Raw genomic sequence first — 20,775 nt, 5'->3', positions numbered from 1 at the left:
AAGTTATGCCAAGATTTATGACCTCACTCCGGAAAAATTCTTAAATTTATAAATAAGTGTTAGCGAAGGTGGCAGATCCTCAACAATTAATACCACTTCTCTAAATTCTTGCTACAACCTGCATCGCTGGGTTGATTTCATACAATCAATCCAGCGAGCGATTCTACTGTTGCATGATTTTTGCGAACTTCTCTAAATTGGGATAACGCTTCACATTGCTGGCGATAGATGAGCATTCAACCAAATAGTCATGCGGCTAAAACGGGATGGTCGAGTTTGCGGACTGCATACAGAAGCGCAGCTTTAATATCGTCAAGTTCCAAGTCTGGCAATTCTTCGAGAAACTCAAAAATTTGCTCACCCGCAACTAGCAACTCTAGGATATCGATAACTCGAATCCGCATTCCCCGGATGCAGGGACGACCGCCACATTGTCTTGGGTTTACTGTGATTCTGTCAAACAGATAAGCAACAGATGCTGGCATTGGTTAAAATTGTTTGAAACTTGTGTCTCTAGTTTACTTCATTTATCGCTCGAAAGTCACACCGCGATAAAGCGCATCAACTACGTTGCGATCGTTAGCATGAGCTCTTGAGGATTCAACAGTTGACGTTTGGAAGCATTGAGAAATTCGATGCTAACTGGTTCGTCATTTTCGTCATAACTGACAATCACGCCTCCAGGTTCAGAGATAGCATTGGCTGGAAACGCATCACGGAAGATAAAAATCAGAATGTCTGCTTCTGCATCGTATTTAACTTTCATCGGTATTCTCCTGCCAATATCGCTTAACTTGATTTGTCCAGTACAGAGTTAAGATTCGTCTGGTTTTGCCAATTTCAACAAAGGGTACTCTAAGAAGACCGTTGCCTCGTTTGATTTGAGCCACCAAGACATCATCTTCCACGATAATCTGTTGAGGATTGATGACAGCCACCTCAACCTCTTCCCTGGTAATTTTCAATCGCTCCTCCCATTGTAGCTGACGCTCCTGGGCGTGTTTTGTCCAAACAATTTGCATATCTCCTCATACTCCCGATTCCTCTGTAGGTTCCATTTTGCATTTTGCATTTTGCATTTTTAACTATAATGCCTCGCACTCTGCTGCCAACGGAATGCCCAACTCCGTGAGTAGTGGAAAGTTTTCATTTGCCAGAAACCGCATTAACTTGCCTCAGCAAAGAGTAAAGGCGTATAAAATACATCTTCTTTGAGGCATTCGGCCGCCAAAGCAAACACAGCTTGGATAGATTCAGGATTAAGCGTTGGGTAGTTTTCTAGAACTTGTTGCTGCGTCCAACCTTCTGAAAATAGCCCTAGAATAAACTCCACTGATATTCGTGTTCCCTTAATTACAGGCTTGCCAAGCAGAATTTTAGGATTTGAGTGAATGTGTGCTTTCCAGTTCACGATCGGTTCGCCTCTATGGAATTTTTACCTATTAAATCACTAGCACTATTTTACCATAAACAAAACCCGCAAGGTGCGGGCTTCATTTTAATAACTGCAATTTAACTGATTACTACATCACAACTGCACTAATCAAAGTGTGCACATTTTGCACCACAGCAGTAGTCAAATTATGAGTCGCAGGCAAACTGTCAACCACAATTCCAGCGCACAATAGCATCAGATACAGAATAGAGTATTTGAAGAGCGATCGCGCAACGGTCTTATCTTCAGGAGTCTGCAACAGCAACCAAGCTTTTTGAGCAAAAATAGCACCCAGGAAAATAGCTGTTCCCGCATACACCGGGCCAGCCAAATTCAGCGGATACACTAGCAGCAAAGTGGCTGGAAGCATCAATAACGTGTAAATCCAAATTTGGCTGGCTGTGGCTGCATCCCCCTCAATAACCGGCAACATCGGCACGCCGACTTCCTTGTATTCGTCGCGAATCATCATTGCTAAGGCCCAAAAATGTGGCGGTGTCCACAAAAATATAATCCCAAACAGCAGCCACGCACCCCAACTCAAATCTCCCGTCACCGCAGCCCACCCAACTAGCGGCGGAATCGCGCCGGCTGCACCGCCAATGACGATGTTTTGGACGCTGTGGCGCTTCAGCCAGTGGGTGTAAATTAGGACGTAGAAAACTATGCCCGACATTGCTAGCAAGGCGGCTAATAAGTTGGCAACAACAGTCAGCAATGTAAAGGATATTGTAGCTAGGGCGATCGCAAATATCAAAGCATCCCGCTTCTTGACTCGCCCGGAAGGAATCGGCCGCCACCGAGTCCGCTCCATGATATAGTCGATGTCGCTGTCGTAGACGCAATTGATAGTATTAGCAGCAGCGGAAGCTAAAGCGCCTCCGGTGATAGTTGATACCAACAATAGCGGATCTACTTCTCCTTTGGCGGCCATCCACATTCCTGCTGATGTGGTGATTAGCAGCAGCAGAATAATTCTCGGTTTTGTTAGTTGGTAGTAACTTTTCACGACTTGCGAAAGGTTTTCGTGGAGGCGGGGGCTATCGTTGGTAAGGATTTCTTGCATTGGTTGTAAGCTGTTAGTAATTATTTGCGAATTAGTCATTAGTCATTAGTCATTAGTCATTGGTCATTAGTCATTAGTCATTAGCCATTAGCCATCGATCGTTGCTTTTTATGGACGGGTTTTACCGATATTTTATATCACTAAAAGGATTGCTCAACCCGCACCCGCGCAACTATAAATAAACTGGTTCTTACAGGTTGCGGTTTATTTTCAAGCTGATAAAACTCGATCGCGCCACGACAAAATACTAAAAGCTAGCAGGGTTCCCAGTAATGCTGCACCGACTGCTTGGTGCGCGACTGTCAGCGGTTCTACCTGAAGGTGCAGCCGGAATGTTGCTAATCCCAAAACTAATTGAGCAATCAGACAAACACTCGCTAAATTTCCTAATTTTCGCAAGTTAGAATTGAGTGCTGGTTGCCGCCAAGCCATGACTGCTACTGCTAAAGTTGCTGCGGTAGCGGGTACGATGCCGGCGATGTGGCTGTTCATTACCGAACACAATTCTGACGAGCCCAAACATTGATGCAGCGCCCATCTGGAGCCGACTAAGGCACCTAGTAAGCTTTGCAGGTAAACTAGCAGTGCTGCGATCGAACTTACCCATGCTAATTTGCCTGTATTGCCTGTAGCTTCGTAGGGAGTCAGCATAAAACCGATCGCTAGCAGGGCGCAAAAAAACAGTAAAGCCGTTCCTAAGTGAGCGGTAACGATGTCAAATCTGAGCAGTTGCGTCACGGTGAGGCCGCCCAATACGCCTTGAAAAACTATTAAAAATACTGCGCCGGCGCTGGCGAGGGGCAGCCAGGTCGGCAGGCGACTGCGGTAGAATACAGAAAGTGCTAAAAGGGCGATCGCGCTCAACCCAATTGCTGCTGCATCCAAACGGTGAAACCACTCCAGAAATACCTGCAAATTCATTTGCGCTGCGGGTATTAATTGACCGTAGCACAGCGGCCAGTCGGGGCAAGCGAGCCCCGCATTCATGACGCGCGTGGCGCTGCCTACTGCCATTAACAGCCAGGTTGCGATCGCAATTTTCCACACTAGGCCGCGGATAATATCTTTTGGCTGCCACTGCACTCCTGCTGCTGCGTTTGGCCCCTTTAAAACTGAGTTTGCCATGAACTTTACCTTAGCCTTTGTTATCGATCGAGCTTAATTAAATATTGCGGTTTTGCTTGGGCTGAGCTTAGCCGAGCTTAACACTCTTTTTCTCTGACAAACCGTCATGTTTACTACCTTAGCGACACTTTTATGCAATTAGTTTGTCTTTAGATTTTTTTCAACTTTCCTGTTTATATTACAAAAGATTTCTGAATTTTTGCTAAACTTCAAAAAACTTTAATCTTTCAGCACCATCCGTGATGGTCGATCGCTCCCTCACTGTCGAGTTTAAGTTCAAAAATAAAGATATAATTAAGAAAAACCTTGTTAATAAATAATTGTGATATGCAGCGTTCAAAAGTGTTTAGATACTCACACTTTTTGAAAGTGACAGTGGATTCAGCAGGAATCCCCCAGCCTTGAAGGGTTTTTATTTTATTATCGAGTCGGGTTAAATAATCCTAACAGTTGGCGATCGCACGGACAAGGCCCGAGCGCCTTGAATTTTTACTATTTCGGCTGGCTGCAACCTGTGTATTTTCGTCCATCAAACCCCGTTGCTCGGTACCGGGTGCATCTGGTTTTTGAAGAGGGCGAAGCATGACCGCATATAAGTTATTAGTTATCATCTCATATTCACGGAGGTCATGCGAGAGCCCCGGAGCGATATATTCGCGAAAACCAGATGCACCCTCGGTACCCCTACCTCTATGACTATCTAAGATTATTAAAAAAAATGTCAAAATATAATTAGATTGGTTTTTCTGCATCCTGCCTCTTCCCTCTTCCTTCCCTATTCCTTCTTTTTACCCGATCGCATAACCGTTATAGCCTTCTTCCCTCTTCCTTCTTCCTTCTTCCTTCTTCCTTCTATCCTTTACATCCGTTACATCCGTTACTTGCATCCGTTGCCGAACTTCCTTCTTCCTGAATCTCAAACCTAAAATATAAAACTGTGCAGCCATGTCCCAAAAAAACGAAACCGCTGTTCTGGTATTATCGCTCTTAATTACGATCGGGCTAGCCGGTGCAGGTATGTGGTGGCTGACAAGCCGCGGCGGCATCATTCCCGGAGGTTCATCACCCCAAAATCAGACGTTTTCCAAGTCCCCGACAGGGAATTCCTCGCAGTCTGAGCAGCAAATTCAGCAGCGTCTGAGTGCGGGAAAAAAATTGTTAATTTCTGAAAAAGCAAGCACAAAGAAACAAGCAGCAGTAGAGGCGATCGCATCTGGCAACTACAACGCAGCTATTTCTGATTTACAAGCTTCGCTGAAAACCAATCGCAACGATCCTGAAGCACTAATTTACCTCAACAACGCCCGCATCGGCAATCAAAAATCCTACACAATTGCCGCTGCGGTTCCCATTGGCGCCGATATCAATGCTGCTCAAGAAATTCTGCGGGGAGTCGCTCAAGCTCAAAATGAAATCAACCAAAACGGCGGCATTAGCGGTACTCCATTAAAAGTGCTAATTGCTAACGACGACAACAACCCAGAGATTGCCTCACAAATTGCCAGTGCGATCGCAAATAACTCAGAAATTTTAGGAGTAATCGGGCATTTTGGTTCGGACACAACCCTAGCAGCGAGCAAGATTTACCAGCAAAATCAATTAGTAGCAATTTCTCCGACAAGTACCTCTGTGCAGCTTTCAGGAGTTGGCAGCAACATATTTAGGACAGTACCAAGCGATCGGTTTGCTGCTAATGCTCTTTCCCGCTATATGCTGACAAAATTGCAAAAGCAAAAAGTTGCTGTATTTTTTAATTCTGCCAGCAGTTATAGCAAATCTTTAAAAGATGAATTTACTACTGCTGTTTACGGAGATGGCGGACAAATAGTATCGGAATTTGACTTGGGTAAGGGGAATTTTAATGCTGCCGAAAGCGTTAAAAGTGCGATCGCCCAAGGAGCAGAAGTCATGATGTTAGCATCCAATTCTGCCACGATCGACCAAGCTTTGCAAGTAGTGCAAGTAAACGCCAAACGCCTGCCTTTACTAGCAGGAGACGGCGCTTATAGTGCTAAAACACTGCAAATCGGTGGTGCAGGAGCAGTAGATATGGTGCTGGCTGTTCCTTGGCACATTCTCGCAGATCCGCAGTCAAACTTTCCCCAAACATCCAAACAACTTTGGGATGCTGAAGTCAGTTGGCGCACAGCTTTAGCCTACGACGCGGCGATCGCGCTAATTGTCGGTTTAGGGCGCAATCCAACTCGTACCGGGATTCAACAAGCCTTATCGGCGTCAGATTTTTCGCCCACAGGAGCATCGGGGGAGATTCGGTTTTTACCTTCGGGCGATCGCAATCGAGCAGTTCAATTAGTAATTGTTAAACCGGGAAATCGCACCAGTTACGGTTACGAGTTTGTGCCGATATCCGGTTTATAACTTGTATGGCAATCCTGAGAATGTTTGTAGTGAGGACTTTAGTCCTCTGATTTTGGAGCGGACTCGCATTCCTCACTACAAACCTAATTATAATTGATACTGAACTAGAAGTCTAGCGAATTCTATCTAAAGTTGCGAAACTGCGATCGGTCTAACTGGCCTGTTTCTCTCAAAAATAGCCCTCGGTTTCAAAGCAATTCTCAACAACAGCCACAGGGAGTGCCATTCTCCGGGCGTTTCCTGCCGCTTCCACTGGCCCGGGCGACAGTACAGCATTTCGATCAAACAGCGGTGTTGACTAATGTTTAGGCGATCGAAGGCAATTCGCACAGTCGGAAATTCCGCAAAACCGCACCCTGCTGCATCCCCAAAACTCGACTCCAACTGAGATTTATCGTTAATCAACTCAATCTTAGCCACAGGAATCAAACATTTCTCTTCCATAATTTCCAGAGTCGCCGAGTCGCAATCAATCAAACCCTTGGCAAAACTAGCTTCGTCTAACTCCTGAACAGACGGCGCTAGGGATCTCCTCGCTTTGACTGCCGCACTGCGAGCGATCGCTCTAATTTTACCCTGCGATAAACTTGTCCCAACAGCATATTTTGGCAAAATCTCTGCTGCGGTAACACTCTGATGGCTTCCTTTACCTTTGGCCACAAAACTCGGCCGCTGTGTCAGAGCAACTTCAGCGCCACTTTCGGAAATTACAGTTGTTATTCCCCAAAAACTTTGACCGCCCACATTCAACTGCACCACCCTCCGCAAATTGAACCATTCGTAAATATCCGGCTTAGGAATATCCACCAAAATTAGCAGCGCAATTCCCAACATCAGCAGGTTGTAAGCGCTCCAAATCCAGCCCGCACTCACACCTTTTAACGAATCAACACTTTCTGATATTGCCTGCAAGCTGTCCCTATTGTTAACTAAATGAATGTTTAAACTATGGAACAAACTGAAGGCTGTAGCTGCGAACAAGACAATCAAAGGCCATCCCAAATTCCAGTTAAAACTAAATCGATCGGTCGCAATTCCTTTTGGCGTCACATTAAACCCTTTCTCAAAGGGATTGAGCATGGCACTCACCACCGTCACCGCTAAAGGAATACACTGCACGAACGAGTAAACATCCGACAGCAAAGCCGATCGCGATTTGCGATTCAGCCAAGAAAACACAGTAACTTGCACCAAATAGTAAGGCAGGAAAAAGTAGAGCAATTCCCGCGCATTTGTCCGCAAAGGAAGTATGCCCAGAAACGAATAAGCTAAAGGCATCAACAGAAACACAATCCTGCTTAAACTGGTAAACCAGTGCAGCAATCCTTCTAGGTGACACAGCCTTTGTACGAATCTGAGGCCGCGAATCGTCAAAGGATTGGAATCAATAAAAAATGCCTGAAGGGTTCCTCGTGCCCAGCGCAGTCTTTGAGTTAGATGGGCTTCTATATTTTCAGCAGCCAAACCAGCACTCAATTTTTCATCTAAATAAACTAAACGATACCCGGTGGCTGACAACCGAATTCCAGTAAAATAATCTTCGCAGATTGAATCTGTGACAAAGCCTCCCACTGTTTGTAGCGCGCTGCGCCTCATCACAAAAGACGTGCCAGCGCAAACTACGCTGTCGGCGCTGTCTTTGATGATTTCAATTTGTCTGTAAAATACTTCTTCTTCAGGCACCAGCACATTTTCTAAACCTAAATTGCGGGCGATGGGATCGTGGTTGTAAAAGCTTTGCGGTGTTTGGACGAGGGCGATTTCGGGATTTTGAAAAAAGCCAACTGTTCTGGTTAAAAAATTTTTTGTGGGAATGAAATCTGCATCGAAAACTACAATTAGTTCTCCATTTGTTAGGGCTGTGGCGTGATTGATGTTGCCAGCTTTGGCGTGAATATGATCTGGTCTGGTTATATACTCGCATCCCAGTTCTTGGGCTAGCAATTTGATTTCAGGACGTTTAGTCTCGTCGAGCAAATATACTTTTTTGTTGGCATAATCTAAAGCTTGACAACCGATGATGGTGCGCCGTAAAATAAAAATAGGTTCGTTGTAAGTTGGGATATAAATGTCTACTGTTGGGGTAAAGTTTCCCTCTGCAACTGCAACTGCCATGCGATCGGCTTCTCGATGCCTGTCTTTCATTCTCAGCATTAAATACAGTTGAAGGCTGCTGGTGCACACCATCAGCATTTCTAGGAAAAACAGTCCCAAACTAAAGATACCGTTGAGGGGATCGCTTAAATTTAGGGTAACTAGCGATCGCCACAAAACGTAGCGAATGGTTAAAGCCAAAACTATGGCGACTACCACAGCCCGCGACCATTTCTGCGGTTGAGGCGAAATTTTTATGGTAGCTAAAGCAGCCGAGACAAGCACGACAGTCGGCACTAACAAATACATCTTGCTCGCAGCGGGCACTTGCAGCCACACAGGCGGGTTTTGCTGCCAAGTATTGATTGTGGCAAAAATCCCACTAACTGTACCTTCACCGCTAAACCAGGCGGAGGCGATCGCACTTGCGAAAGCAACCGCCCCCAACACGACTAGGGTTGCGGCCGGTACGCGCGACATCCGCCAAAAGCGGCGTTTCAAGTCTTGAAGGTCAAATCTTGAATTTGTCATAAAATTTGCAATTCCCGATGTACCTGCAACAGTCAGGGTTTCCTGCTGTCAGCTTTTTAATCCAGTTGAAAATTCCGACACACCTCACTGACTGTATTTACATTTTTTAACATTCTGACAATTTTATGATAGTTCACTTGCTGGCTGGTGGCAAACTGCTGGGCAAGTCCAATCCTGGCAAAGTATGGCAACATATGCTTTAGATTGTGTGCGATCGAACAACAGTCATAAAATTTGTTCGTAGTGAGGAATGCGAGTCCTCATAAAACTCTGCGGACTCGCATTCCGAACGATCAAACCTCTTCGTAGTGAGGAATGCGAGTCCTCATAAAACTCTGCGGACTCGCATTCCGAACGATCAAACCTGCTTTAGATTGTGTGCGATCGAACAACAGTCATAAAATTTGTTCGTAGTGAGGAATGCGAGTCCTCATAAAACTCTGCGGACTCGCATTCCGAACGATCAAACCTCTTCGTAGTGAGGAATGCGAGTCCTCATAAAACTCTGCGGACTCGCATTCCGAACGATCAAACGTGGCGACCTATAAACCCTGTTTTTTGCCCAATTTCTGGTTGTTCCTGCTTTCTTTTCTGCTTGTGGCAAGCATTCTTCGCCTCTTTGCAGTTATTTCAACAAAAAAATATCATCTCTAAAAATTAAATAGGATTGCTATATCAAACTATAGCAATCCCTAGGGCTTAACAATTAGACGAATTCCACATCTAACTCAAGGTAGATTAATTTTATAGTAATTTAAAAAGATTACCGCGATCGCAGCACAAAAACTTAGCCCTCAAAAAAACTAATCAGAAATTTCTAATTGCGAGATTGCATAGCGGGCGACAGCCAAACCAACTCTCGCCTGTTCTATTTCCGACAACTCTGCCCAAGGTCTTCTAGTCTCCATCACCACTTCCACCCCGGACGAATCAGCCTCTCGCATTGCATAAGCTAAAGGACGCGCCAACACCTGCAAATCTTCCTCAGCCCACTGAGGCAAAATATCTAACACGCACTCAACCATTTGCTCAGCTAAAGATTGATACTTAACAGTTGCGTTTTGGACGCTTTGAGCGATGGAAGCCAGAAAATCTTGAGGAACGCGAGCAAATTTTTCGCGCAAAGACTTTTGCAGAGCAGTCGCCAGCCAAATTTGTTCTAGTTGTCCGAATAAAACTTGGGACTTCTGGGCAATATCGCTGTCGCTGAAGGAATCAGACAGGGCAAATTCCTGCTCTAAAGCGGTTAAATAAGACTCTGATTCAAGTTGTGCAGGATTCCAGGGATAAGCAACATCAGTCTGAACGATTGTAGCGAGAAGTTCCATCTGGGCCTGAGGAAGCGAGTCGCGAAAATATTCAGAATCAGGAGATTGGGTAGCCATGATGTAATACCTATGTGGTTCAAGGAAAATACAGAAGGGGGGCTGTGTCAAGTGCGAGTTGTTAGTGGTGAGTAACTGTTTTAACTTCAGACTTGAGACACGGGCGTCGAGAACTTTGGTGTGCCGATCGCCGATTGCCTTCATTAGCTACACCCGCACCTTAATTCGTTCCGCAATCAGTCTCACTGTAGCCCGAAGTTTTTGCAACCTCAATACTGAACTCAAAAATCTGACCCTGAGAACTGCCAAATTTTAGCTGAGTACCGCTGCGCAACAGCAGTTCTTGGTGGTGAACTCTCACCCATCCCTCAGGCCCCAAAACTAGAGTCCCGTAGCGAGAAAAATCGCGCAGGAAGTAGCTAGGTTCTTCCCGGCTATCTCTGATACTGTTGCGACAGAAAATCTCGGCGTGTTTTTGAGAAACCCACTGTTCTCGAATCACTACGTCGTTTTCTTCCCAGCGGCCGACTCGAACCATACCGGTGCTAATCGGCCAAACCTGATTGCTGGATTCGGTGGATTTGGCATTTGGTCGATCGCGCCCCCGCAAGTAAGCACAATTCGGCAAACGTCCCAGCCAAGTAGAAGAATTTAAAGGTAATTCAGTTTTCAGGTCATCTACCGGTTCAGTCAGTTGACCGTCAAACTCCGGGTGCATATACAGTACGGGTAGAGTCCAAGCCGGTTGATTGAACTTGTACAGTGTCAGTAGCTGCTGTCTGGCGACGGCGACGGCCCGATCGACCGACATCCGCCCGGCCAAAGCTTGAGCAAAAGTTTGGATAAAACTCAGGGCTTCGCGATCGGCGATCGAGTCCCGCATCCCCAACACCGCCGGCACCCCGTGATGGATCAGCACCTCAGCCAAACTGCTGCGGGCGATCGCCTGTTGCTGGCCGTTAGTTGAATGCAGCCTCTCCACAGCCGGCTGAGCTCCCCAGCAGGCATTAAACACCGCCAGAGTGACGCGGCATCGAACCAAAACCTGAGCCAGTTCAGTACCGTTAATCGCCGTGTCCGGCCCCAAAAACAGCAAGCCGCCGTCGGGGCCTGGTATCCCGTGGCCGGCGTAGAACAGAATGTTATAAGCTTGGGTTTCCAGCCTAGAAATTAGTTCCGCCGGAGTAGGTTCGATCAGAGTATCGACGCGAGTCGGAACACTAATGTCGAAATATTTACCGCTGTCGTCGGTTTGAAAAGCACTTTCCAGAACACCAGCTAGGGCGAGTGCTTCTGATTCCAACTGCAAATGATGATTATTGCCGCTAGAAGAGCGAGAATTAGCACTCCCGCCTGGTTCTGCTTGTCCCAAAACTAGCAAAATGTTCAGCGACTCCGCAGGACGCAGGGGCGGCAAAGGTTCAACATTGCTGGTAGTGCGGCTGAAAAGCAGTTGCTGCGACAGAGAAATTGCAGGTTGACCTGCTTGAGGCTGCATAATTTCCCAAGGTAAAGCAATCAAATACGGTTCGCGCAAGTCTATGCGCACTCGCAGAGGTAGATTTTGCCCGATCGCGATACCTTTACTTTCCTGGAAACTCCCCTGAATCGGCCCTTCAAACAGCCACTGCCAAAGATTCATCCCCAAATGCTGCATCAGGCGGCTGCTGTAGCTAGGAGGTGGCTGCGCCGGATTCTGCTCCCCCCTCTCCACCGACCCCCCTTGACCGAGGTGGAGCGGCACAGAGGGACTCGATGAAAGTGACTGTAGCGACTGAGGCGTGACTTTTTCAGGTTCTGCCAAGATATTCTGGCCATTTTCCGGCAAGACGAAACTGCCATCAGGATTTAGGGGCAATTCGTGAATTGTCCCCGAGGGGGAAAACATTTCCTGCCAAGCTTTCCAAGATTGGGATAGGGCCGCTGGCCACATACAGTCATGGTGAACGTACCCGCTGGGATAGGGAGCTTGTAGAACCCAAGTGGCAAAATGGTTTGCCCCAGCGGTTCTCAGGCGAGCGATCGCTATACTGAGGCAAGGACTTTCAGGGCGCGCCATTCACAACTACCGACTCGCTGATATAGGGATTGATCGAGTTTATCTATTCGTAGTTTATCGGGTTTGGGGTGCGATCGAGTAGGCGACATTGCTTTGTGAGTTTTAATTTTTACTTGCCGCTCAAAAATTTATCTAAATTCGGTACATCCACCCAAGTTCCCGTAGCATTTGACTCCTGGGTCAAATCCATCAACAACTGCGAGTAAACGCCTTCTTTCAGCGACGGTATCAAAGATTTCCCCGCATCAATTGCTTCTACCCACCTGTCTACTACTCGGATAAACGGTGCAATTCTGCCGTCTGGATAAACTTGAGGAAACTCCAATCTCTGAGGAATCTTAATTTCTGCTAAAGGTTCTCCACCTTGGGAACCCCACAAGCGAAATCCGTGGACGTAATCTTGCTGGTTGTCGCTTCCCAAAACCAAAGTACCCTTACTGCCGTAAATTTCGACCCAATGTCCCCGCCCTTGGTAAGTAACCGAACTCAAACAAACTTGACAAGGCGTTCCCCCGGCCAATTCCAACATCAACGTGCAAGAATCATCGGCATCAACAGGTTTTAAATTTCCCGAATCGTTCGGATCTGGCCGCGCCGAAATTCCTGTAATCAATTGCCCAGAAAGCCTCTGCACGGGGCCGAACAGCCAGCTAATATAATCAAACACGTGAGAACCTGTCGCGCCCAAAACTCCGCCACCTCGCTCTTTTTGCGCGTACCAATTCCACGGGCGAGTTGCATCAGCGCGGCCGGGCACCAACCAATCAATTTTAATTAAACGCTTTTCTCCTACATATCCTGCTGCTAATAATTCTGCCAGCATTTGCCATGCGGGAATGAACCTAAATTCAAAGTCCATGGTGGCAATTGCTTGGGTTTGAGATTTGCTGTTTGCTAATCGGTAAAGTTCCCTAGCTTCATTGGCTGTCTGGGCTGTCGGTTTTTCTAATAATAAATGTTTGCCTGCTTCTAGGACGGTTTTTGCCATTTCAAAATGCAAAAATGGCGGCGTGGAAATGCTGACTCCCGCTACTTCTGGGATGGCGACGATATCTGCGATCGAGTTGCAAGCGTAGGGGATGTTGTGGGCGGTGGCGATCGCCTGAGATGAGTCTAAATTCCGGTGATAGACAGCCACAACCTCTGTCCGGTGGTGTGTCTGGAATCCGGGAAGGTGCACTTTTTGACCGAAACCTGTACCGACTACTGCAACGCCAATTTTTGACATGATTTAATAATTGGGGATTGGGATTGGGGAATTAAGTCTTTGATTGAGAGGTCAACCGCAGATTGAAGGCAGATTGACGCAGATTAACGCAGATTATTTTAAGATAGGAAAGCTTCGCAGTGCAATGTTGTCTGCTCGTTCACAAGCTGGCTCATAGATGAACTTCTGACAATATTGTTGAATAAACCGGGTTTTTTGTAATTTTGTTAAAAAATTGGTTCTAAAAAAGTAACTATTACCTATTGATTTTTCTAGATTATCGGGATATATTTATTTAATAATGGGAGTGGTGACTCAAGTTTAAATTTTGTCAGCACTCCCATTATTAAATAATACCTTTACAAGTTATCAAAGTCAAGCTTTTTACCCTAAAAAAAAGGGCAATTTTTTTTATTGCTAAAAAAAATATTTTACCAACGAGTAATTCTCCGTTATTATAGCGGTTCTCAAAAAAGTAAAGTGAGGTATGCCCGATGCCCGATGCCCGATGCCCGATGCCCGATGCCCGATGCCCGATGCCCTATGCCCGATGCCCTACAGTACCTCATCTTTCGCTTGAAAGGCTATACTAACTTCTAGTTCCTGCCTGCGAGACAGTCCATTCAATTACTTGTTTGCCCAAACTCACGCCGTCAAACAAGTCAATTTCTCTGATTCCTGTAGGGCTGGTGACATTAACTTCGGTGAGATAACCGCCGATGATATCAATGCCGACAAAGTACAGTCCGTCTCGTTGGAGAACTGGTGCTAGCTGAGCGCAAATTTGATGTTCGCGATCGGTAATTTCTGTTTTTGCGACTCGGCCGCCGACGGCCATGTTGCCGCGAAATTCATTGCCGGTGGGAATGCGGTTGACTGCGCCGATGGGCTTGCCGTTCAAGAGGATTATTCGTTTATCTCCGTCTTTTGCTTCGGGGAGATAAGTCTGCACCATCACTGGAGTTTGCCCTTGTTGAGTGCTAATTTCGACGAGGGAGTTGAGATTGCGATCGCCCGCCTCCAAAAACAAAATCCCCTCGCCAGCTTTACCGCCCAAGGGTTTAAGAACTGCCGCTCCTTTTTTCTCCACAAATTGCCGAATTACCTGCTTGTTTTGAGAAACAATTGTCTCGGGGCTCGCTCCCTCAAATTGCAAAGCATACATTTTTTCATTCGCCGCTCGCAATCCTTTGGGACTGTTAACTACCAAAGTTTTCGCGGGATCGATGCCGTCTAGAAGGTAAGTTGCGTAGAGGTAAGGAACGTTGACTGGGGGATCTGTGCGCATAAATACTGCGTCCATTGCTTCGAGAGGTTGCAAAGTGGGCTGTTCCACCTCGTACCACGCCTGGGCCGCCTCCCAGCGTCCCTCTACTTGTTGTACTGGGGTGAGTGTTACCTGACTGAGCATTGCCCAGGTTTTGCCGCCGATGACGCTTAATTCGTTGGCTTGAGTCGCCCAGACTTCGTGACCCAACTGTTGAGCTGCTTCCATCAGCGCTACGCTGGTATCGTGTCCTGGAATTAGTCGCGCGAGGGGATCGATGATGAATGCAAATTTCATGGTCAGTTACAATTAAGAATTGGTCGCAGGAAAAATTGGGCAAACTCAAAATTCAACGGGGAATGCCTCATTTTGCTGCTAGCAGCGGATCGAGCAGGCCTCGATCGTCGAGTGCGTGGATGTCGTCGCAGCCGCCTACGTGTTGGTCGTTAATGAATATCTGGGGCAGGGTGCGGCCTCCGTTGGCTCGATCGGTCATGCGATCGCGTGCTGCTGCGTCTCCGTCGATCGCGTACTCTGTAAAATCAACCCCTTTTTGCTTCAGCAGTGCTTTAGCACGAATGCAAAACGGGCAGGTTCTCCAAGTGTAAATTTCTACTTTAGGTGTCATCGGAGGCTCAAACAATAACAATATTTTTTTATTGTAATCTTAACCAATCTTATTTTAATTTTTATATATAGCAACCGCGCCCGACGGTTACGAAGTTTTCGCATTGCACTTGGACGATGCGATCGATTGCTTCTGACTTGTCTTTTTGATAACTAAACCCTTTTTCCTTCTGCTCTAATTGCAGCCCGCAAGCTGTAAGGTGATTATATATACATTTTTTGAACTTTTACCTAAAAACAAAAAAAACACCCGCGCTTCAAGAAACGGAGAGATGTTGAAAACAAGCAGCAGCTTGGCCCTGCTTACCGTTGCTGACCGACCTGCTTGTTTCGTTTTCTGCCGGAACAGATGATTCCTGCGCCTGTCAGCAGGAGTGCTACCACAGTACCCGGTTCTGGGATAGTTGTTGTCCTCAAAGCGGGGGCGTTTGTGTAGATGTTTGGCAATGTTGGCGTGGGCGTCGGTATGGGTGTAGGTGGGACTATCTGGTTTATTGTTTCCGTAGGTGGTGTTACCGTAAGTGTGACTGGGGGGGGCAATAGCGGTATCAGGTCTGGTGTTGGTGTTGGTGTTGGTGTTGGTGTTTCGACTGCCTGCGGCACTACTACCGGCTCTACTATTACCGGTGGTGGTGATTCGACGACTGCCTGCGGCACTACTACCGGCTCTACTATCGGTGCTGGTGATGTTACTACCGGCTCGGACGGTACCGCGTCTCGCAAGGATGCTGGTGATGTCGGTACTGGGTCTGGTACGAGTGCTGGTGATTGCGGGCTGGCGGTATTGTCAGGCACGCAAGCACTTGAATAGTTTCCAGGCCCGCACACATCGATTGCTGCTGAACCCGGAGGGGCAGCAGCTAGATAGTAGAACCCTGTTGCCATTGTGGCAGAGAGTCCAATTGCTAGTTTTGCCAGTGGCGTACACATAACTATTTAGTTAAACAGTGGTAAAATCGGAAAATAGAAATAGTGCTAGATACTAGCCCTGCACGGCGATAGATTTTAGAATTATTACCATAAATTGATCTTTTCTCTCCCCGACGCCTGTAAAAAATAGTATAGCGCTTGAGGCGATCGCCCAAACACTTTAATCGTCTTATTTTCTTTCACCCTAGTCGCGTAGCGTGGTTTGCACCGTCTGGCAAACCGTCTCGCAACATCTTTTCGTAACCTCTCAACCAACAGCCCTAACAGCCATTAAGCAAGAGAGTTTTTACTTTGACAGCAGCCTCATGAAGTTAATTATGTAACCGCTAGGAAACTAGCTCTGCTGTATTAGAATTTACAATCCACAATCTGACTATTCTTTTATAGTCTCATGCTTCGACGAGATCTGTCCTCAGTATATGTACGTGTATTCCCGAATGTCAACTACTTAAAAGGAATATTTAAGTATTTACCGAGGGTAGAGGGCGTATTGAATGAGCTGCGCTAGTCGATCGCGGAGAGTTTCCATTCCGAGACCTTTGGCGGCCGAAATAAATACGGCTTGAGGAAACTCTTCTCGGGCGAGAGCAAGAGTTTCTTCATCTACGGCATCGATTTTGTTAAATGCTACAAGGGCTGGGCCGGGAGTTACGGGCATATCTGTCAAAATATTCATGACGGAGCGAATTTGGCTCTGCCACGCGGGATGGGAAAGATCGACGAGGTGCAGCAAAGCATCGCCGTCTGTGACTTCTTCGAGGGTAGCCCGAAAAGCGTCGATCAAGGAGGAGGGCAGTTCGCGAATAAAGCCCACTGTATCTGTAAGCACGATCGACAAAGGTTCTCCGGTGAGGGCGCCAGGAATCGTCAGCTTGCGGGTGGTGGGGTCGAGGGTGGCAAATAACTGGTCAGCGGCGTAGACCTCGGAATTGGTGAGCAGGTTGAGTAGAGTCGATTTACCGGCGTTTGTGTAGCCGACGATCGCGACTGAGGGTACGTCATGGTGGTGCCGGTTCTGCCGCAGCCGGAAGCGGTGGGCGAGGAGTTGATTGACTTCTTGCTGCAATCGAGAAATGCGTTTGGCGATCGTCCGGCGTTCGGTTTCGAGTTTAGTTTCCCCCGGGCCTCTGGTACCGATGCCGCCGCCCTGTCTCGACAGTGCTTGACCGCGACCTGTGAGGCGGGGCAGGTTGTACTGTAGCTGAGCGAGTTCGACTTGCAATTTACCTTCGCTCGATCGCGCTCTTTGGGCGAAGATGTCGAGAATTACCTCCGTGCGATCGACTACGCGGATACCGATCTGAGTTTCCAAGTTGCGTATTTGTGCTGGCGACAAGTCGCGATCGAATACCACGAGGTTAGCGCTAATCGTTTGAGCGGTGAGGGAAATTTCTTGAATTTTGCCTTCGCCGACGACTGTCTGCGGGTGGGGGTTCGATCGCTTTTGACGCACTGTTTGCAATACCTGACCTCCGGCGCTTTCCACCAGCCGCGTGATTTCTGCGAGTCCGTCCTCAAAATCCAGCAAAGTCATCTGCTGAGTCATGACACCAACCAGCAGCACTTTGTCTTGGTCTGCATCTACTTGTTTAGCGACAAACTCTGCTTGAAAATCTGCTTCGAGTCCTTCCACCAACTCCAGAAAATCTTGGTCTGCGAGGTCGTCCAAACTCAGAGGTTCTGATATTTTCCAGGGGAAGTTTTGAGTTTTGATTGGTGAGTTTTGAATTAAAGGCTCTTCTATTTCATCTATTTTACTTGAAGCTGGTTCTAACTTAGCGCTCAACACAGAGAACTCAAAATTTGGCCGGTCTCCCTGGGGTATCAGGTGAACGAGATAAGTGTCTTGGATGTAACCGGCCGCACCGCCGCCGCGGCGCTGAAATCCTCCGCCGGTCAGCGTCAGCCAAACGAGGGCGTCGAGGCGCTGAATTGCCATGGCGGTGATGGCTGCTTCGCTGGGGATTTCCGGCTTGAGGTGCGTGGCGATGCAGCGAATGCCGCTAAGGCGACCTCCCCCGTACCGGGGCAATTCTAGAGGCGCAATCTGCGTTTGGCGGGGCGTACCGACGCCGACACGAATCACTTGTCCGCGACGGTTGATGTAGGTGCAGATTGGCTTGTCTATTTCGGTGCTGATGGCGGCGACGCGCTGGGCGAATTCTGCCGTGGTGATGCGATCGCCCGGTAGTCGCTGGTGGTAAAGCTTTTCGAGTTGCTTGAGCTGGCTGGACTTTAAACCCTGAAGATTGCCGTAGATGGTTTCGATAACTGTTTCTCCCGATCGCTCTGTTTATCTCCTATTTTAGTTAACTCCGGGGCGATCGTGTTCTGGTTTACAGTTTAAATTTACTAAATCTTCTTGCTCTAGGAACTCGCGGATTCAATATTGTCGAGTCACAAGAGCCGTTGTTTGTCGCACTGCTGGCGATCGAGCCTGTCACAGCAGGCATCTCAACTTGCAGTTGTCTTTAGTATCTACCGATACAGGCGATCGCTCAAACAATCTCGTTAAACAAAACTTAACACATAATTCTTAGTCTCAAAATCCTCCTTTAGACTTGTGTGTATTTTGAGCCTATCGGCAGATAGCAAAGTAGAAATTAGGTCGCTACGATGATAAGCGAAACATTGTTAAGGAATGTAAAAACATGGAAACTCGTCCTACTAACCTACCTCCTACCGCTAATGCCTACAACGGCAAAGATCGAAACGCATTTTTGTTTGGCTTGAACCCGCAAGCAGAACTTTGGAACGGTCGCTTAGCGATGATCGGTTTCTTAGCTTATTTGCTTTGGGACATGGCTGGATATAGCGTTCTGCGCGACATACTGCACTTTCTGCCTACCTACATTGCTCAGTAGTAACGAGCAGCCTTTACTGTCTGGCAGTATGAGGAAATGCCGCAACTGCCAGACAGTTTAAAAGTTACAAATGGCAGTGAGTAGGGTTGTATTCCTTTGTATCTTTCGTTACTTTTGAATGGCATTAACAGACTTCTTGCTGTGATTCGATGATTGCAGGTGGGGGCGCGGGTGCTGGCGCGGTGAATATTGAGAGCAAGACAGATATTTATGGCGTCAATACTCTCGCCCCTGCTGTATTCGTGGCAAGAAATCCGACCTCGACCCTCTGATATTTTATTAAAAATAGGAGCATCAACGATGATTAACTCACATTTACTGGCAGTAGTAGAATCGGCAGTGAATGACACAGCATTAGGAAATTGGCAAAAGCCGCTAGTGATGTTTGTTTGCAATCTGTTAGCCTTGCTAGTTCTGAGCCGCAGGATTTGGCATCCCCACGTCGGCCCGAAAATGCCTTTGCCGTTCCCGGCTTTGTTCAACAATGTTAGCGTACCTGCATTTCTGGCTTGCATGAGCGCCGGTCATTTGCTGGGAGCGATCGCAATTTTGACCCTCGGTGTTGACAAGTATATTTAGGAGCAATTGCGCGACAGTTGTGGCAATTAGTTGCTGCAATGGATTGATTAAAATGCCAAAAAATTTGGCAGGGGTGAGTGCAATAAATGCACTTACCCTAATTTTAAGTGTCGTGGGAACTGTTTGGATCGCGCGTTGATATGCTATTTTTCACGATTAATTGACCCGCCCAAAAACGGGTACAAGTCCATAACGCTATTGTGTGGATATCCCAAGATTTTAGACTTTAGGAACAAAAATTTAATAACTTAAACAGCTCCTACAGTCCTCTCTCCTATAATCTGGGAAGTAAAAGGAGGCAGAGCCTCCGGATCTGCGTTACCAGGCAGAGCCTGGTAACAAGCAAGTCGCTTAAGTTATTAAATTGCCATTCCTTAGTTAAAGCTCCCAGATGGATCTGTGAAGTAAATCTAAAATCTAAAATCTAAAATCGACTGACGAGGTGTAAAACAATGGAATCTACTTCGATCGCAAATTCTGACAAACAAAACCAAACTAACACCGGCGATACCGAACGCTGGGCTTCGTTAATTGGTGGGGGAGCGCTGGTGCTGTTTGGTTTGTCGCAGCGTTCGCTCAGAGGTGCTTTGCTGGCGGTTGCGGGCGGCGGTTTGGCTGCGCGCGGGCTGGGGGTTGTGGAGGGTTTGCAGTCGGCCGCAGATGCGAATCAAAGTATTAAAGTTGAAAAGACGGTGACGATCGACAAACCAGCCGATGAATTGTACCGTTTCTGGCGCAATTTTGAAAATTTGCCTCGGTTTATGAAGCATCTCAAACACGTGACGGTAATAGATGACAAGCGTTCTCACTGGATTGCCAGCGCCCCGCTCGGCAATAGTGTAGAATGGGATGCAGAGATTGTGGGTGAAGAAGAAAATCGCTTAATTGTTTGGGCGTCTGTGGAAGGGGCTGATGTTGATAATTCTGGTTTTGTGCGCTTTCAGCCGGCACCTGCTGGACGCGGTACTGAGGTAAAAGTGGTGATCGAATACAACCCTCCCGGCGGTGCGATCGCTGCGGGCGCTGCTAAACTATTTGGGGAAGCTCCCGAACAGCAAATTGCTGACGATTTGCGGCGCTTTAAGCAGTTTATGGAAGCTGGGGAAATCGCTACGACGGAAGGTCAATCTTCTGGCCGCAAGTAATAAGTTCGATGGTATCCGCTCGTCTAACAATAATCAGTTTGTAGTGAGGACTTCAGTCCTTTCTTTGGGAATTGAAATAAATTAGGACTAAAGTCCTTACTACGAACCTTTGAGTTTGTAGTGAGGACTTCAGTCCTTTCTC

Annotated in this window: 20 protein-coding genes; 4 read left to right on the top strand and 16 right to left on the bottom strand. The window is 47.2% G+C overall.

Going from position 1 to position 20,775, the window contains the following annotated elements:
• Positions 1-248 precede the first annotated feature (248 nt).
• The 8 genes from QUB64_RS09255 to QUB64_RS09220 form a co-directional block, all read right to left on the bottom strand.
• Positions 249-485 (bottom strand): DUF433 domain-containing protein, encoded by a 237-nt coding sequence (locus tag QUB64_RS09255; RefSeq protein ID WP_333268610.1) that lies wholly within the window; start codon positions 483-485, stop codon positions 249-251.
• Between the two features lie 80 nt (positions 486-565).
• On the bottom strand, positions 566-766 hold the full coding sequence (locus QUB64_RS09250) for a DUF2283 domain-containing protein (protein WP_293185861.1): 201 nt from the start codon (positions 764-766) through the stop codon (positions 566-568).
• Positions 756-1,022 (bottom strand): hypothetical protein, encoded by a 267-nt coding sequence (locus QUB64_RS09245; protein ID WP_333268607.1) that lies wholly within the window; start codon positions 1,020-1,022, stop codon positions 756-758. Before QUB64_RS09245 ends, QUB64_RS09250 begins: the two co-directional genes overlap by 11 nt.
• 143 nt (positions 1,023-1,165) lie before the next feature.
• On the bottom strand, positions 1,166-1,411 hold the full coding sequence (locus QUB64_RS09240; protein ID WP_333268605.1) for a DUF433 domain-containing protein: 246 nt from the start codon (positions 1,409-1,411) through the stop codon (positions 1,166-1,168).
• A gap of 112 nt (positions 1,412-1,523) precedes the next feature.
• Positions 1,524-2,501 (bottom strand): heme o synthase, encoded by a 978-nt coding sequence (locus tag QUB64_RS09235; RefSeq protein ID WP_333268704.1) that lies wholly within the window; start codon positions 2,499-2,501, stop codon positions 1,524-1,526.
• A 210-nt stretch (positions 2,502-2,711) separates the two neighbouring features.
• Complete coding sequence (locus QUB64_RS09230) at positions 2,712-3,626, bottom strand: COX15/CtaA family protein (protein ID WP_333268603.1); 915 nt, start codon at positions 3,624-3,626, stop codon at positions 2,712-2,714.
• 443 nt (positions 3,627-4,069) lie between these two features.
• On the bottom strand, positions 4,070-4,378 hold the full coding sequence (locus QUB64_RS09225; RefSeq protein ID WP_333268601.1) for a hypothetical protein: 309 nt from the start codon (positions 4,376-4,378) through the stop codon (positions 4,070-4,072).
• A 36-nt stretch (positions 4,379-4,414) separates the two neighbouring features.
• Positions 4,415-4,573: a hypothetical protein gene (locus QUB64_RS09220; RefSeq protein ID WP_333268599.1), complete on the bottom strand. Its 159-nt coding sequence runs from the start codon at positions 4,571-4,573 to the stop codon at positions 4,415-4,417.
• Between QUB64_RS09220 and QUB64_RS09215 the strand changes: the two genes are divergently transcribed.
• Positions 4,572-6,005, top strand: coding sequence for an ABC transporter substrate-binding protein (locus tag QUB64_RS09215; RefSeq protein ID WP_333268596.1), 1,434 nt, complete (start codon positions 4,572-4,574; stop codon positions 6,003-6,005). The two genes, QUB64_RS09220 and QUB64_RS09215, sit on opposite strands and share 2 nt — an antisense overlap.
• A 126-nt stretch (positions 6,006-6,131) precedes the next feature.
• On the opposite strand, the gene QUB64_RS09210 is transcribed toward QUB64_RS09215, so the two are convergent.
• The 8 genes from QUB64_RS09210 to hflX all read right to left on the bottom strand — a co-directional run bounded on the left by QUB64_RS09210 (position 6,132) and on the right by hflX (position 18,131).
• Positions 6,132-8,630 (bottom strand): glycosyltransferase family 2 protein, encoded by a 2,499-nt coding sequence (locus QUB64_RS09210; RefSeq protein ID WP_333268594.1) that lies wholly within the window; start codon positions 8,628-8,630, stop codon positions 6,132-6,134.
• Between the two features lie 803 nt (positions 8,631-9,433).
• Complete coding sequence (locus QUB64_RS09205) at positions 9,434-10,015, bottom strand: hypothetical protein (protein ID WP_333325299.1); 582 nt, start codon at positions 10,013-10,015, stop codon at positions 9,434-9,436.
• A 160-nt stretch (positions 10,016-10,175) separates the two neighbouring features.
• On the bottom strand, positions 10,176-12,014 hold the full coding sequence (locus QUB64_RS09200; protein WP_333268590.1) for a CHAT domain-containing protein: 1,839 nt from the start codon (positions 12,012-12,014) through the stop codon (positions 10,176-10,178).
• Positions 12,015-12,123: 109 nt separating this feature from the next.
• Complete coding sequence (locus tag QUB64_RS09195) at positions 12,124-13,242, bottom strand: Gfo/Idh/MocA family protein (protein WP_333268588.1); 1,119 nt, start codon at positions 13,240-13,242, stop codon at positions 12,124-12,126.
• 568 nt (positions 13,243-13,810) lie between these two features.
• Positions 13,811-14,785, bottom strand: a complete 975-nt coding sequence (gene gshB, locus QUB64_RS09190; RefSeq protein WP_333268586.1) for a glutathione synthase — start codon at positions 14,783-14,785, stop codon at positions 13,811-13,813.
• Between the two features lie 67 nt (positions 14,786-14,852).
• Entirely contained in the window at positions 14,853-15,116 is a 264-nt protein-coding gene (gene grxC / locus QUB64_RS09185) for a glutaredoxin 3 (protein WP_333268584.1), read from the bottom strand.
• 302 nt (positions 15,117-15,418) lie between these two features.
• Positions 15,419-16,045 carry a PEP-CTERM sorting domain-containing protein gene (locus QUB64_RS09180; RefSeq protein WP_333268582.1) on the bottom strand — a complete coding sequence of 209 codons (627 nt, stop codon included), beginning with the start codon at positions 16,043-16,045 and terminating at the stop codon, positions 15,419-15,421.
• A 469-nt stretch (positions 16,046-16,514) separates the two neighbouring features.
• Positions 16,515-18,131: a GTPase HflX gene (gene hflX, locus QUB64_RS09175; protein WP_333268579.1), complete on the bottom strand. Its 1,617-nt coding sequence runs from the start codon at positions 18,129-18,131 to the stop codon at positions 16,515-16,517.
• A 565-nt stretch (positions 18,132-18,696) separates the two neighbouring features.
• Here hflX and QUB64_RS09170 point away from each other — a divergent pair.
• From QUB64_RS09170 to QUB64_RS09160, 3 genes are all read left to right on the top strand, one after another.
• Complete coding sequence (locus QUB64_RS09170) at positions 18,697-18,909, top strand: chlorophyll a/b-binding protein (protein WP_333268577.1); 213 nt, start codon at positions 18,697-18,699, stop codon at positions 18,907-18,909.
• Between the two features lie 300 nt (positions 18,910-19,209).
• Positions 19,210-19,488: a photosystem I reaction center subunit PsaK gene (locus QUB64_RS09165; RefSeq protein WP_333268575.1), complete on the top strand. Its 279-nt coding sequence runs from the start codon at positions 19,210-19,212 to the stop codon at positions 19,486-19,488.
• Between the two features lie 452 nt (positions 19,489-19,940).
• The gene (locus QUB64_RS09160; RefSeq protein ID WP_333268573.1) at positions 19,941-20,633 is read left to right on the top strand and encodes an SRPBCC family protein; all 693 of its coding nucleotides are present in this window, start codon (positions 19,941-19,943) and stop codon (positions 20,631-20,633) included.
• Positions 20,634-20,775: the final 142 nt, after the last annotated feature.

Origin of the sequence: Microcoleus sp. Aus8_D2 (genome assembly GCF_036702665.1) — a bacterium.
Taxonomy (GTDB): Bacteria; Cyanobacteriota; Cyanobacteriia; order Cyanobacteriales; family Microcoleaceae; genus Microcoleus.
This window is presented reverse-complemented; position numbering and strand designations above follow the sequence as displayed.